Consider the following 13728-nt stretch of genomic DNA (forward strand, 5'->3'; position numbering starts at 1 on the left):
ACCATGTCGATCTACATCAACAAAGACACCAAGGTCATCACCCAGGGCATCACGGGCAAGACGGGCCAGTTCCACACCGAGAAGTGCCAGGAATACGCGAACGGCAAGAACGCCTTCGTGGCGGGCGTGAACCCCAAAAAGGCCGGTGAGTCGATCTTCAACATCCCGATCTACGCCTCCGTCAAGGAAGCCGCCCAGCAGACCGGCGCCACCGTTTCGGTGATCTACGTGCCGCCCGCCGGCGCCGCTGCCGCGATCTGGGAAGCCGTCGAGGCCGACCTCGATCTGGCGGTCTGCATCACCGAAGGCATCCCGGTCAAGGACATGCTGGAGGTGCGCAACCGCATGAAGGCCAAGGAAGCCGCCGGCGGCAAGAAGACCCTGCTGCTGGGCCCCAACTGCCCCGGTCTGATCACGCCCGACGAAATCAAGATCGGCATCATGCCTGGTCACATCCACCGCAAGGGCCGCATCGGCGTCGTGTCCCGCTCGGGCACGCTGACCTATGAAGCCGTGGCCATGCTGACCGAAGTGGGTCTGGGCCAGTCCAGCGCCGTCGGCATCGGTGGCGATCCGATCAACGGTCTGAAGCACATCGACGTGATGAAGGCCTTCAACGACGATCCCGACACCGACGCCGTGATCATGATCGGCGAGATCGGTGGCCCGGACGAAGCCGAAGCCGCCATGTGGTGCAAGGCCAACATGAAGAAGCCCATCGTCGGCTTCATCGCCGGCGTGACCGCCCCTCCCGGCAAGCGCATGGGCCACGCCGGTGCGCTGATCTCCGGTGGCGCCGACACGGCCGATGCCAAGCTCGCCATCATGGAAGAGTCGGGTTTCATCATCACGCGCAACCCGTCCGAGCTGGGCAAGCTGCTCAAGGCGCAGCTGTGAAGCGGCCCTGAGGCTGACGTGACAAAGGCAACGCTTGCGTTGCCTTTTTTCTTGTGCGCTTCTCAAATGAACCCTGAAGTCGGCCCCCGGGCTTGATGTGGCACGGTAGTTGAAACAGAATGCAACACTCATGCACCCGGCGCTCCTGTCGATGCCGTGAGATGCCATCCAGGCGTTGCCCCAGCCTTGTCGGCCGCAACGGCCCCCTCACGCCCACAAGGTTGGAAATTGCCCCGCTCTCCTGAACGCCGCCAAGCCATGCCCCCGAGCGCCCGCCGCAGGGGCTGGCGTTCGGACGCGCTGATTGCCTTGGCCGTGGTGGCGGGCGTGCTGGCCCTGCACGCCGCCACCGATCTCTTCAGCGGTCTGGAGCGACGCTTCTACGATTTCGCGAGTGTTCACAACACCCGAGCACCCAGCGACCGCATCGCCATCATCGCCATCGACGACCAGAGCATCGCCAACATCGGTCGCTGGCCCTGGCCGCGCGAGGTGCACGCGCAGCTGATCGACCAGCTCAAGGCCGCAGGCGCCAAGACGGTGGCGCACACGGCGTTGTTCTTTGAACCCCAGACCGAGCGAGGCCTGGACAGCCTGCGCGCCTTGCGCACGCAGATCGAGGGTGGCACGCTGACCGACCTGGGACCGCTGTCCCGCGACAGCCTGGTCCGGACCATCACCGAGGCAGAGCGGCAACTCGATTCCGACGGCCGCCTGGTGGCCAGCATGGCGCGGGCGGGCAACGTGATCGTGCCCTCGGTGTTTGAACTCGGTGAACCCCTGGGTCGGCCCGACCAGCCACTGCCGGCCTTTGCACAGAAGGGCGCGCTGGTGGATGGCTCCGGTTTCGGCTTTCCGGCCGCTCAGTCGCAGCAGCCCATCGCCGCCATTGGCGAGGCCGCTGTGGGCGTGGCCCATCTCAACCAGCTTCAGGACATCGATGGCGCGGTGCGGCAGGAGCCGCTGTTGCTGAGCTTCGATGGTCACGCCGTGCCCAGCATGGGTCTGGCGGTGGCGGCCCACAGCCTGAACCTGGGTCCGCAGGACCTGCGCTTGCTGCCCGGCGAGGCGGTGCTGCTCGGGCGCCAGCGCATCGACACCGATGAGCTGGCGCGCGTGCTGCCGCAGTTCTACCCGGACCGAGCCGGTCGTCCCGCGTTTGCGGTGGACAGCTTCTACGACGTGGTCTCGGGCAAGATCCCGGCCACCAAGTACGCCGGCAAGATCGTGATCGTGGGTGCCACCGCAGCCGGCGTGGGCACGGTGTTCACCACGCCCGTGGCGGCGGCCATGTCGCCGGCGGTGATCCTGGCGCACATCAGCTCCAGCATCCTGCAGGGCCACTTCATCGCCCAGCCGGTGTGGGGCGGCATCGCCGAGGTGGCGCTGGTGCTGGTGGTGGCGGCTTACCTGTTGTTCGCGCTGCCGCGGCTGTCGGCCGCACGTGGCGCCTGGGTGTCGGGGGCGCTGTTCGTGGCCATGCTGGGCATGGAATACGGCCTGCTGGCGTCGTCGGCCCTGTGGCTGCCGCTGGTCTTCCCGGCGGCGCTGCTGCTGACCGGCCACCTGGCACTGGTCACGCGGCGTTTCGGCGTGACGGAAGCGCGCAAGGTGGCCACCGATGCCGAGTCGGCCGAGACCAACCGCATGATGGGCCTCGCCCTGCAAAGCCAGGGCCAGCTCGACATGGCCTTTGACCGCCTGAAGCGCGTGTCGCACAGCGAAGCACTGATGGACAACCTCAAGCAGCTGGCGCTGGACTTTGAACGCAAGCGACAGTTCAACAAGGCGCAGGCGGTGTACGAGCACATGGCCGGTCTGGACCGTGCCGACACCGATGTGCAGCGGCGACTGAAGCGGGCGAAAAACCTGTCGGAAACCGTGGTGCTGGGCGGTGCGGCATCGCACCCGGGCGGCACCTTGCTGCTTTCGGGCGGCGACATCGAGAAACCCATGCTCGGACGCTACCAGGTGGAGAAAGAGCTGGGCAAGGGCGCCATGGGGGTGGTGTATCTGGGGCGAGATCCGAAGATCGGCCGTCAGGTGGCAATCAAGACCCTGGCGCTGAGCAGCGAGTTTGAAGGCGGCGAGTTGACGGACGTCCGCGAGCGCTTTTTCCGCGAAGCCGAGACTGCGGGACGCCTGCAACATCCCCACATCGTGACCATTTTTGACGCCGGCGAAGAGCACGACCTGGCCTACATCGCGATGGAGTTCCTGCGTGGCCAGGACCTGGTGCCACACACACAGGCCGGCCAGTTGCTGCCGGTGCCCGTGGTGCTGCGCATCGGGCTGCAGGTGGCTCAGGCGCTGGACTACGCTCACCAGCAGAGCGTGGTGCACCGTGACATCAAGCCCGGCAACATCATGTACGACCCGGTGTCCGGCGCGGTGAAGGTGACGGATTTCGGCATCGCTCGCATCACCGACGCCAGCCGCACCCGGACCGGCCTGGTGCTGGGCACGCCCAGCTTCATGTCACCCGAACAGCTCGCTGGACAGCACATCGATGGCCGCTCAGACCTCTATTCCCTGGGGGTGACCTTGTTCCAGCTGTTGACGGGCACCCTGCCCCTGAGGGCCGATTCGATGGCGGCGCTGATGTACCAGATCGCGAACGAGGCCCCACCCGACGTGCGCAGCCTGCGGCCGGAGCTGCCGGCGGCCCTCACCGATATACTGGGAAAAGCCATGGCCAAGGCACCAGAAGACCGCTTCCAGACCGGTGCCGAATTCGCCAGCAGCCTGGCGCACATGTCGGCGGACCTTCCCCCGGCAGTCCCCCAAAAATCTGCCACCCGCAACAGGGACAGCACGCACGCTTTTGAGAAAACGCTGATCGCGCCCCGCTCTCCGGAAGTATGAGAAAAAAGTCTCATGACCGCCCGGCGTCCGTGACAAATGTCACCGACAACACCCAAGTAGCGCGCCGTTTCAAGTTATAAAACCGATCAGCATGATCTTTGAGTACTACAGCCAGACGGATCCCGGCCTCGTTCGTGAAAACAACGAAGACTCGGTCGCGCTCGACACCGTCAACCAGGTGGTGGTGCTGGCGGACGGCATGGGTGGCTACAACGCTGGCGAGGTGGCCAGCGCGATGGCCACGAGCTTCATCCACACCGAGCTCGGGCGCTGGATGAGCGAAGGCGGCCTGGACGCCAATGTGCGGGAGATCAAGCGCGCCATGGAAATCTGCGTCGACAACGCCAACCGTTCGATTTTCAACGCCGCCAATTCCAACTCGCTGTACGCCGGCATGGGAACCACCCTGGTCATGGCCGTGTTTCAGGGCGCCCGCGCGATGGTCGGTCATGTGGGTGATTCCCGTTGCTACCGCCTGCGGAGCGGTACCCTGCAGCAGATCACCCGCGACCACTCGCTGCTGCAGGAGCAGATCGACGCGGGCCTGATTTCTGTCGAGCAGGCGCAATACGCGACGCACAAAAACCTGGTCACGCGTGCGCTCGGCGTGGAAGACACGGTGTTGCTGGAAGTCAACGAATACCGGGTGGACGACGGTGACCTGTACCTCTTTTGCTCCGACGGACTCAGCGACATGGTGTCTGACGAACGCATCACGGCGCTGCTGATGGAAGAGGCGCCGCTGGATCACATCGGGCGCGCTTTGATCGATGCAGCCAATGGAAGCGGCGGTCGCGACAATATTTCGGTGATACTGGCGACGGCACGGGCCAAACCGGTGCGCAGGGGGTTGTTGTCCCGTATGCTGGGGCAGCAGTAGATACATAGAATTATTTCTTCAGGTTCCACAGGAGTCGGCCATGCCGAAAATGATCGTTTCCATCGATGGCGTGGTCATCAAGGAAGTGCAGCTCACCAAAGACCGCACCACCCTCGGTCGCCGGCCTTACAACGACATCGTGATCGACAACCTCGCGGTCAGCGGCGAGCACGCGGTGATGCAGATGTCAGGCCTTGAGGTGTTCCTTGAAGACCTCAACAGCACCAATGGCACCTACGTCAACGGCAAGGCGATCAAGAAGCAGCAGCTGCAAAACGGTGACACGGTCGAAATCGGCAAATACAAGATCAAGTTCGTGCACGACGGCGCTTCCGACAACCACGAAAAAACCATGGTCATCAACGCCGGTGCCGTGGTCGGGGCGCAGGAAGTGCCCACCGTGGGCAACGCCGCGATCAAGGTGATGTCGGGTGCGGCGGCCGGACGCGAAGTGCCCTTGGTCAAGGTGGTCACCACCATCGGCAAGCCGGGTGTGGCTGTCGCGGCCATCACCCGCCGTCCGCATGGCTACGTCGTGGCGCTGGTGGAAGGGGCGGTCAAACCCACCGTGAACGGCGTCGAGCTCAACGCCGAAGCCGTCAATTTGCGGCATGGCGACATGATCGAGCTGGCCGGCACCCAGATGCAGTTCGTGCAACTGTGACGAACGCTCGCGTGCGGGCGCCGTCGCCGGACTGACCGCACGCTTTTCCCGCTCCTTCATGCAGGCCTTGAGCAGACACGGCCCGCGCATCGCCGTCACCCTGCTCCCGCTGATCCTGGCGATCCTGCACGCCGTGGGCGTGGTGCCCATGGGGGTGTTGCAGCGTCTCGACGACATCATCTACGACACCCGCCTGCGGGCCACCATGCCGGGCACGCTCGACGAGCGCATCGTGATCGTGGACATCGACGAGAAGAGCCTGGCCGAGGTCGGTCGCTGGCCATGGTCGCGCCACCACATGGCGAACTTGGTGGACACGCTCTTTGAGCAGCAACACATTGCGATGCTCGGGTTCGACACCGTGTTCGCCGAGGCCGACGACAGCTCCGGTTTGCGGCAACTGCAGCAACTGGCGCGCGGAGAGCTGGCCGATCAACCAGGGTTTGTCGAGCAGGTGAACGCGCTGCAACCCCGGCTGGACTTCGACAGCCGCTTCGCCCAATCCCTGCGGGGTCGGCCGGTGGTGCTGGGCTATTACTTCACCAGCGACCGTGATGGCCGCAGCCATGGCGTGCTGCCTGCGCCGGTCATGAACACGGAGGCCCTGGGCGGCCGCTCCATCCGCAGCACACGATGGAACGGCCATGGTGCCAACATCGCTCCGCTGGCCCAGGCCGCGCCGCTGGCGGGCTTCTTCAACGCCATCCCCAGCAGCAGCGACGGCGTGGTCCGGACCCTGCCCATGCTGGCCGAGTACCAGGGTGCGTATTACGAGTCCCTGGCGCTCGCCATGTTTCGCCTGCTGACCGGGCGCCCGCAGGTCGAGCCCGGGTTTCCGGCTCAGGGGTGGCTGGGCCACGACTACGGGGCGCTTGAAAGCATCCGGCTGAGCCAGGGTGGCACATCGATGCAGATCCCGGTCGACGACCGCCTGACCGTGCTCGTGCCCTTTCGCGGCCCCGGGGGGCCTCGCGGGGGCTCGTTCCGCTACGTGTCCGCGAGCGACCTGCTGACGGGGCGCGTGGCGGCGGGTGAGCTCAAGGACAAGATCGTGCTCGTGGGCACCACGGCGCCCGGCCTGCAGGACCTGCGCGTCACGCCGCTGAGCGAAACCTACCCCGGCGTCGAAACCCACGCCAACCTCATCGCCGGCCTGCTCGACGGCCGCCTGCCAAACCGGCCGGACTACGCTGTCGGCTACGAACTCGTGGTGCTGGTGCTGGCCGGGCTGGTGCTCGCGCTGGTGCTGCCCCTGCTCAGCGCCACGCGCGCTGTGGTTCTGAGCGTGCTGGTGGTGACGGTGGTGCTCGGGCTCAACACCTGGCTCTACCTCGCCCACGCGCTGGTGCTGCCGGTGGCCAGCACGCTGGTCATGGCTGGGCTCGCGTTCGCGCTCAACATGAGCTACGGCTACCTGGTCGAGAGCCGAGCCAAGCGCGAGCTGGCCCAGCTGTTTGGCACCTACGTGCCGCCCGAGCTGGTCGACGAAATGGTCAAGGACCCCGACAGCTACAGCATGGACGCGTCCACGCGCGAACTCACCGTGATGTTCTGCGACATGCGCGGCTTCACGCAAATCTCCGAAACCATGCCGCCCACCGAGCTGCAGGGCCTGCTCAACACCGTGTTCAGCCGCCTGACCCGCATCATCCGCGGCCACCGCGGCACCATCGACAAATACATGGGCGACTGCGTCATGGCCTTCTGGGGCGCGCCGGTCGCCACCCCCGACCACGCCAGCCTCGCGGTCCAGACCGCGCTCGACATGTCCGACGCCATCCGGACGTTCAACCAGGAGCGCCACCAGGCGGGCCTGCCCGCCATCGGGGTGGGAGTGGGCCTGAACACTGGCGAAATGTGCGTGGGCGACATGGGCTCCGATGTGCGCCGCAGCTACACCGTGGTGGGTGACGCGGTGAACCTGGGCGCCCGCCTGGAAGGCCTCTCGAAGCTCTACGGGGTGGACATCGTGGCCAGCGAATTCACCCGCCGGCAGGCGCCGGGGTTTGTCTGGCAGGAGCTGGACCGGGTCCGCGTGAAAGGCAAGGCCCAGGCCGTGACGATCCACACGCCGCTGTGCACCCGCGAGCAGACCTCCGCCGCGCTGGAGGACGAGCTGCGCGAGTGGCAAAAAGCCCTGCTGGCCTGGCGCGCACAAGACTGGGATGCCTGCGACGTGCATCTGCTCAACGTGCAGCGCCAGAATGCCAAAAAAGTCCTTTACCGCCTTTATGCCGAGCGGGTAGTCTCGATGCGACTTTCGCCGCCGCCTGCGGGCTGGGACGGCTCCACCACCTTTGACACCAAATAGGCCGCTCCCGAGGCCCCATTCACCTGGAAAACCAATGAGGGTACGTGTACTGGGGTGTTCCGGCGCCATTGCCCAAGGGTGCCGAACCACCTCGTTCTTGCTGGACGACGACGTGCTGATCGACGCCGGCACCGGCGTGGGCGACCTCAGCCTGAACGAAATGGCTGCGGTCAACCACGTCCTGCTCACCCACTCCCACCTCGACCACGTGGCCAGCCTGCCCTTGATGCTCGATGCCGTGGCCGCGTTGCGGCTGGCCGCCGGCGCCCCGCCGCTGCAGGTGCACGCGCTGCCGGGCACCATCGACGCGCTCAAGGTGCACATCTTCAACAACCTGATCTGGCCGGACTTCTCGGCCATCCCCAGCGCCGACACGCCGCTGATGCGCTTCAACCCCATCGCCGTGGGTGAAACGCTGCAGGTGGGCGGCAAACGCATCGAAGCGCTGCCCGCCGTGCACACCGTGCCCGCCGTCGGCTACGCGGTGGACAGCGCCAGCGGTCACTGGGTCTTCAGCGGCGACACCGAGCGCAACCCCGCCTTCTGGCAGCGCGTCAACCAGCTCAAGGTGGCCCTGCTCATCATCGAAACCGCCTTCAGCGACCGCGAAAAAGAGCTGGCCAAGCGCAGCCTGCACCTCGCGCCCAGCACCCTCGCCGAAGAGCTCGACCAGATCCAGTGCGACCGCCGCTTCCCGATCTACATCACCCACACCAAGCCGGCCGAGACCGGGCTGATCATGGAAGAAATCCGCCGCTTCGACCAGACGCCGAACCGCGAAGCCGACGTGCGCCACGACATCCGCTGGCTCAGCGCCGGGCAGACCTTCGAGCTGTGACAAAAATTGTTCCCCCAGCCCAGACCGACAAAAATTGTCAGCGATGCGAGGTGACAGGGGACACAAATCGTCACACGCAGGGGGGCAGGCGTGAAAAAGCACTCAAAACCACCGGCATTTCCGCCTGGCACGCTCTCTGCTGAGAAGTACCCGTCCCCAACCCACAAACCCCTCTAGGAGTTGTCTCAATGAAGCGTTCCATGCAAAAAGGTTTCACCCTGATCGAATTGATGATCGTGGTGGCCATCATCGGTATCCTGGCTGCTGTCGCTCTGCCGGCTTATCAGGACTACACGATTCGCGCTCGCATCACCGAAGGTCTGTCGGTGGCTGCCGATGCGAAGACGCAGATTGGCACGAGCGCCACGACGGCGCCAGAGCTGCTCGCCTTGGCAACATCCTGGAATGCCCAGGGAGGCAGCACAGGTGCGACCAGCAAGTACGTGTCCAGCGTGTTTATCAACGAAACCACCGGTGAGATTGAGGTGACTTACAACAGGGCCAACGTGGGCGCCATTCCTGATGCCGCGACGCTGTATCTGAAGCCGTTCATGTCGGTTGGTACCAGCAACTTCGTGGCGCTCGATACTGCATTGGCTGCCGGGTATTCCGGTGAAACCGGCGCCATCGATTGGGCTTGCGGTTCTGAAGTCCATAGTGTTGCTACTTCGCGCGGCATGGGCACCGGCGTCTCTACTGGATCTCTGCCGGCCAAGTTCGCGCCCAGCGAGTGCCGATAATAGATGCTTGAAGAGCTGACAGGGTTCTTCTGGTAGGGAAAAAGGACGCTATCCAGCGTCCTTTTTTTTGACACAGAGATATCAATCTGGACGCGTCTGAGCATTTTTCGCCGCTTGCCATATGGCAATAATTGTTTCATCTCTCGTGTGAAGTTGACAAAAATTTACAACGCGCCAGAAATCCGTGAAAAAAATCACGATAAATGGTGCATTGCTATTGGCATGACATCTGCTCCTGTTATTGGGTCGAAAAAAGCATTCCAAGGGGCTTGCATGAAATCTGAAAGCATTCGAGGCTTCACCCTCATTGAACTGATGATCGTAGTGGCGATCATCGGCATCTTGGCGGCGGTGGCACTGCCGGCCTATCAGGACTACACCATCCGCGCGCGCATTACTGAGGGGCTGTCGTTGGCCACTGATGCCAAACAGATTGTTTCTACTGCAGCTCTGACGCAGGCCGAGTTGGCCGCACTTGCGACTGCATTCAATGAGGGGCACGGCAGCACAGGGTTGGTGAGCAAATATGTCCAGAGGGTTCAGATAGATACGACAACAGGTGAAATTGCAGTCACCTTCAATCAGGAAAATATCGGTGCCATTCCTGATGCTGCAGTTTTGGCGTTAAAGCCATTCCTGTCAGTAGGTAGCAACTTCGTTCCATTGGACACGGCACTTTCTGCCGCTTACTCGGGAGAGACCGGAGCTCTGGACTGGGCCTGTGCATCCTCTGCCAACACGTTGGCATCGGCCCGAGGCATGGCGATCACGGCGCCATCGAATCCGCTGCCCGCTCGATTCGCACCCAGCGAGTGCCGCTGATTGATAATCCAGAGTTTTTAGGCAGTCCTCATGCACGCTAGAAGTTGAAGGACCGGCGTGGCAGGCCGAGAAAACAGAAGTGCACGCGACAACCCCCGGATTTTTCAAGACCTTTGGCACGCGAGCGCGTGCAGCAGGGCTCCATCTGCTGGCGTCCGGCTCCATTGCAGCGGTGGTGGCCGTACTGGTTTTTGGGTACTGGTATCCAGGCGACCTTCGGCTTGTGGCAGGCGGAACAGCCCTGTTCACACTTGTCATGGTGGTTGACGTTGTCATGGGCCCGATGCTGACCTTCGTGGTCTTTGATCGTTCCAAGGGGGTGTCTCATCTTCGGCGAGATATTGCCGTCATTGCTCTCTTGCAGATGCTGGCGCTGTCATACGGGCTGCACACCATGTACATGGGGCGCCCAGTCGGGCTGGCATTTGAATTTGATCGTTTTCGTGTGGTGTCCATGGCGGAAGTCGTCGTCGCGGAACTGGATCAGGCACCACCCATGTTTCGTCGCTTGCCATTGGACGGACCGATGCTGTTCGCCGTGCGGAAGTCCAGCACCACGGAAGAGCGTGCGGATGCCCTGAACGCCTCGATTTTCCAGGGGGTCGACAACGGACAGCGCCCCAAGTTCTGGATCCCGTATGACGAACAGGCGCGAGCCCAAGCGGCAGCGGCGGGGCGCCCATTGGACGCTCTTATTTCAAAGTACCCTTCCTCCAAGGCCGCAGTCGACCGGATACGGACTGCTATGGCGACGCAGGATGATCGCGACGGACTGCGATTTTTACCTGTTCGTGCCAAGCACGATGCGGTCGTTGTATTGACACACAATGGCGGGATTGTCGAGTTTCTTCTTTACGACGGCTTTTTCTGATGCGACAGACGCTATTGGCTGATCAAACTTATCAATCTCACGCGGGTTGGATAAAAGTTGGGCTGGGGCTGATCACCTTCATACTGTTGAACGCAATTTTTCAGTATGTTGCCATCCGTTTTGGATACAAGCGGTATTTTATAAGTGCCGAAATTCTGGTTGCAGTGATCGCGTTCAGCTTGAGGTACCGATTGATTGGTCTGATAGCTTTTCTTGCCGCTGTCGGATTGGAAATAGTGCTGGGTCTCACTGGCGTTTTTCATTTCATGGATGTGCGGGAGGCGTTGGACATGGCAGAGTTCGCCTTTCTCGCCCGAACGGAATACCTGATCAGCTTCGTTGCCATGATTGCGTTGGCGATCGCTTGCTTCTGGACCACGGGCAGGTTTGTTGGCAAATTTCGACCCAGGCAAGTAGTATTGGTGCTGTCATCTCTGGGAGTTGGGCTGACGTACTCCCAATGGTCTCTGTCCGAGGACGGTGGGAACTTCTTTACGCCTGTTCATGCCAGCCGAAGCTCGCTGGCGTTTGGTAGTTCGGCCTTCATCTTGAAGGATTCTCTTGAATTGAACAGGGTGAAGCAAGCTGCCAGTGGTGATCCAGATATTGAGTACCACCGTGTTCGGCATCCGTCGGCGGCAAATATCGCCATTCAAGAAACTCCATCATCCCGTAGAATACTTTTTGTGATCAGTGAGGCGTGGGGGTTACCAAAAAATTCCAAAGTACTGGAAGAGAATATTCAAGCGCTTCGCAACAGCCCGAATGTCAAAGATCTTGAGGTGCAAGGTGTTCACGCTCGCGGCGCGACCGCCGCAGGCGAGTTACGTGAGCTTTGCGGCCTGATACCCAGCCGAATGAACCTAGGGAAAATGACGCCCGAATTGATTGGCGAGTGTCTGCCGCTAAAGCTGAACAAACAAGGCTACAAGACGGTGGCTGTCCACGGGGCAGAAAGCTCCATGTACCGAAGAAGCCGGTGGTACCCGTTGCTTGGGTTTGAACAGATGATTTTTAAAGGCGACATGCCTCCGGTCGACACAGATTGTTATTCCTTCCCCGGGTACTGTGACAAAAACATCTTCCCGGTGGTGAGTGATCAACTGAAACAAAACAAGGTGTTTGTTTATTGGTTGACACTCAACAGCCATATTCCCTACGACCGGCGAGACATTGTGAATTACCGTGAGGATCTTTGCAGGGAGTTCTCAACTGCAAATAATGCTGAGTTGCTCTGCAACTATCAGAACTTGCATGTCCAGTTTTTTGAGGGGCTGGCCAAGCTCATTGAGGACGAAGCCTTGCGGGGTGTGACGGTGGTGGTGGTCGGGGACCACCCGCCCATCTTCTACGACGACGAGGCACGTGGGGGCTTTGAGGCTGAGCAAGTGCCCATGCTGCACTTCACCGTGAAATGATCGAACCGACTCCCAAGGTTGAGGGTTTAACCGGCGACCGTCATGGCCATTGGGTGTTTGCGCTGATTGGTTTCGTCGTCTTCAGTCTGGTGTTTCAGTGGGCTTCGCTCCACTTCGGCTTCAAGCGCTATCTCCTCAGTGCGGAGATGCTGATGGCCATGCTGCTTTTTGTGATGGGGCTGCGGTGGTTGGGAGTCGCATTGTTCTTGGTCACGGCTGGCCTTGAGATGGCACTGGGAGCCATCACGGTGTTTCGCCTGATCGACATCGGTCAGGTCCTGGACATTGCGGAATACCTATTCGAAGCAAGGGTGTCCTATCTCATGATGCTGGTTCTGCTGCTGGTATTTGCAGCGACCAGCTTCTGGATAGCAGCCAACCGCCTGAAGGGCGCGCGCTGGGCGTGGCTTCCGCTTATTGCGTCTGTTCTGATGCTGGCTCAGTGGCAACTGTCGTTTGCGAAGGCAACCTTCTTTTCCCCTCCGTTTGCCGAGAGAAATGAGTTGTTGTTTGGCAGTTCCGCCCTTTTTGTACACGCGGTGCTTGAGGAGAATCGAAGACGGCACGTTCACATTGGAGCCAACTCGGAGGACGCCGAATACATGCCGGTCGCGCATCCTTCGGCGGCCAGTTTGACGTTGGGCGAGCAGCCGACCTCGCCGCGCATCCTGTTCATCATTGCTGAGTCTTGGGGGGTGTCCAAGGAGCAGGCGGTGATCAAGCAGCAGATATCTGCTCTGAGCGCCAGTGTGCATGTGCAGAACTTGAGACTGGGCAGCATCGACGCTGTTGGCACGACTGCGGCGGGTGAGTTGCGTGAACTTTGCGGACGGATTCCGACGCGCCTGAATTTTCGTCAGATGACGGCGGAAGCCATTGGGGAATGCATGCCCGCCAAGCTCGCAAAACAAGGCTACAAGACGGTTGCGCTGCATGGAGCGTTTGGCGCGATGTACCGTCGAAAGCTTTGGTACCCGGTCATCGGCTTTAGCGACCTGGTGTTCAGGGAAACCCTGCCGTTCACAGGCACGCAGTGTCATTCCTTCCCTGGCTACTGCGACCGCGATCTGCTCGGTGTCGTGCGACAGAAGCTCAACCAGGACAAGGTGCTCCTCTACTGGTTGACCTTGAATTCGCACATACCCTACGATCGACGCGATGCTGTGAACTACCGAGAGGACTTGTGCCGTGCGGTGTTCGGGGCGACTTACAGTGAACAACTGTGCGGCTATCAAAACCTGCATGTGCAGTTTTTTGAGCACTTGGCCAAGCTCGCCGAAGATGAAACCATGAGGGGCGTGGAAGTGGTCGTCGTGGGCGACCATGCGCCCATCTTCAACGATTCAGCAGCTCGCGCGCGGTTCGAGCAGGAACAGGTGCCCACGCTTCATTTCGTGGTGCAATGATGGCCCCGTTCCATTC

The 13728-nt window shown here is 61.6% G+C and carries 11 protein-coding genes; all 11 read left to right on the top strand.

The annotated features are described in order from the left end of the window. The first annotated feature begins 3 nt into the window (after positions 1-3). The 11 genes from sucD (at position 4) to IM738_RS20360 (ending at position 13712) form a co-directional block, all read left to right on the top strand. Positions 4-897: a succinate--CoA ligase subunit alpha gene (sucD, locus tag IM738_RS20305; RefSeq protein ID WP_236962847.1), complete on the top strand. Its 894-nt coding sequence runs from the start codon at positions 4-6 to the stop codon at positions 895-897. A 258-nt stretch (positions 898-1155) separates the two neighbouring features. Beyond that, positions 1156-3762, top strand: coding sequence for a CHASE2 domain-containing serine/threonine-protein kinase (locus tag IM738_RS20310; protein WP_236962848.1), 2607 nt, complete (start codon positions 1156-1158; stop codon positions 3760-3762). A gap of 91 nt (positions 3763-3853) precedes the next feature. Continuing rightward, positions 3854-4642: a Stp1/IreP family PP2C-type Ser/Thr phosphatase gene (locus tag IM738_RS20315; protein WP_236962849.1), complete on the top strand. Its 789-nt coding sequence runs from the start codon at positions 3854-3856 to the stop codon at positions 4640-4642. A 40-nt stretch (positions 4643-4682) separates the two neighbouring features. Continuing rightward, a complete protein-coding gene (locus IM738_RS20320; RefSeq protein WP_236962850.1) occupies positions 4683-5306 on the top strand; it encodes an FHA domain-containing protein in 624 nt (207 codons plus the stop codon). Positions 5307-5364: 58 nt separating this feature from the next. Beyond that, positions 5365-7617 (top strand): CHASE2 domain-containing protein, encoded by a 2253-nt coding sequence (locus IM738_RS20325; protein WP_236962851.1) that lies wholly within the window; start codon positions 5365-5367, stop codon positions 7615-7617. 34 nt (positions 7618-7651) lie between these two features. Then, positions 7652-8455, top strand: a complete 804-nt coding sequence (locus IM738_RS20330) for a 3',5'-cyclic-nucleotide phosphodiesterase (protein WP_236962852.1) — start codon at positions 7652-7654, stop codon at positions 8453-8455. A gap of 188 nt (positions 8456-8643) precedes the next feature. Next, positions 8644-9195, top strand: coding sequence for a pilin (locus IM738_RS20335; RefSeq protein ID WP_236962853.1), 552 nt, complete (start codon positions 8644-8646; stop codon positions 9193-9195). A gap of 147 nt (positions 9196-9342) precedes the next feature. Then, positions 9343-10017 carry a pilin gene (locus IM738_RS25945; RefSeq protein WP_272907695.1) on the top strand — a complete coding sequence of 225 codons (675 nt, stop codon included), beginning with the start codon at positions 9343-9345 and terminating at the stop codon, positions 10015-10017. A 79-nt stretch (positions 10018-10096) separates the two neighbouring features. After that, positions 10097-10888 carry a TfpX/TfpZ family type IV pilin accessory protein gene (gene tfpZ / locus IM738_RS20350; protein WP_236962854.1) on the top strand — a complete coding sequence of 264 codons (792 nt, stop codon included), beginning with the start codon at positions 10097-10099 and terminating at the stop codon, positions 10886-10888. Then, positions 10888-12306, top strand: a complete 1419-nt coding sequence (locus IM738_RS20355; protein WP_236962855.1) for a sulfatase-like hydrolase/transferase — start codon at positions 10888-10890, stop codon at positions 12304-12306. The genes tfpZ and IM738_RS20355 overlap by 1 nt, the downstream gene beginning before the upstream one ends. Further along, entirely contained in the window at positions 12303-13712 is a 1410-nt protein-coding gene (locus tag IM738_RS20360; RefSeq protein ID WP_236962856.1) for a sulfatase-like hydrolase/transferase, read from the top strand. The genes IM738_RS20355 and IM738_RS20360 overlap by 4 nt, the downstream gene beginning before the upstream one ends. The last annotated feature ends 16 nt before the right edge of the window (positions 13713-13728 follow it).

The sequence above is a fragment of the Hydrogenophaga sp. SL48 genome (assembly GCF_021729865.1).
GTDB lineage: Bacteria > Pseudomonadota > Gammaproteobacteria > Burkholderiales > Burkholderiaceae_C > Hydrogenophaga.

What these genes read in the sequence shown, in the direction of transcription:
- sucD (WP_236962847.1), top strand. Translation starts at nt 4, where the DNA reads ATGTCGATCTACATCAACAAAGACACCAAGGTCATCACCCAGGGCATC.
- IM738_RS20310 (WP_236962848.1), top strand. Translation starts at nt 1,156, where the DNA reads ATGCCCCCGAGCGCCCGCCGCAGGGGCTGGCGTTCGGACGCGCTGATT.
- IM738_RS20315 (WP_236962849.1), top strand. Translation starts at nt 3,854, where the DNA reads ATGATCTTTGAGTACTACAGCCAGACGGATCCCGGCCTCGTTCGTGAA.
- IM738_RS20320 (WP_236962850.1), top strand. Translation starts at nt 4,683, where the DNA reads ATGCCGAAAATGATCGTTTCCATCGATGGCGTGGTCATCAAGGAAGTG.
- IM738_RS20325 (WP_236962851.1), top strand. Translation starts at nt 5,365, where the DNA reads ATGCAGGCCTTGAGCAGACACGGCCCGCGCATCGCCGTCACCCTGCTC.
- IM738_RS20330 (WP_236962852.1), top strand. Translation starts at nt 7,652, where the DNA reads ATGAGGGTACGTGTACTGGGGTGTTCCGGCGCCATTGCCCAAGGGTGC.
- IM738_RS20335 (WP_236962853.1), top strand. Translation starts at nt 8,644, where the DNA reads ATGAAGCGTTCCATGCAAAAAGGTTTCACCCTGATCGAATTGATGATC.
- IM738_RS20355 (WP_236962855.1), top strand. Translation starts at nt 10,888, where the DNA reads ATGCGACAGACGCTATTGGCTGATCAAACTTATCAATCTCACGCGGGT.
- IM738_RS20360 (WP_236962856.1), top strand. Translation starts at nt 12,303, where the DNA reads ATGATCGAACCGACTCCCAAGGTTGAGGGTTTAACCGGCGACCGTCAT.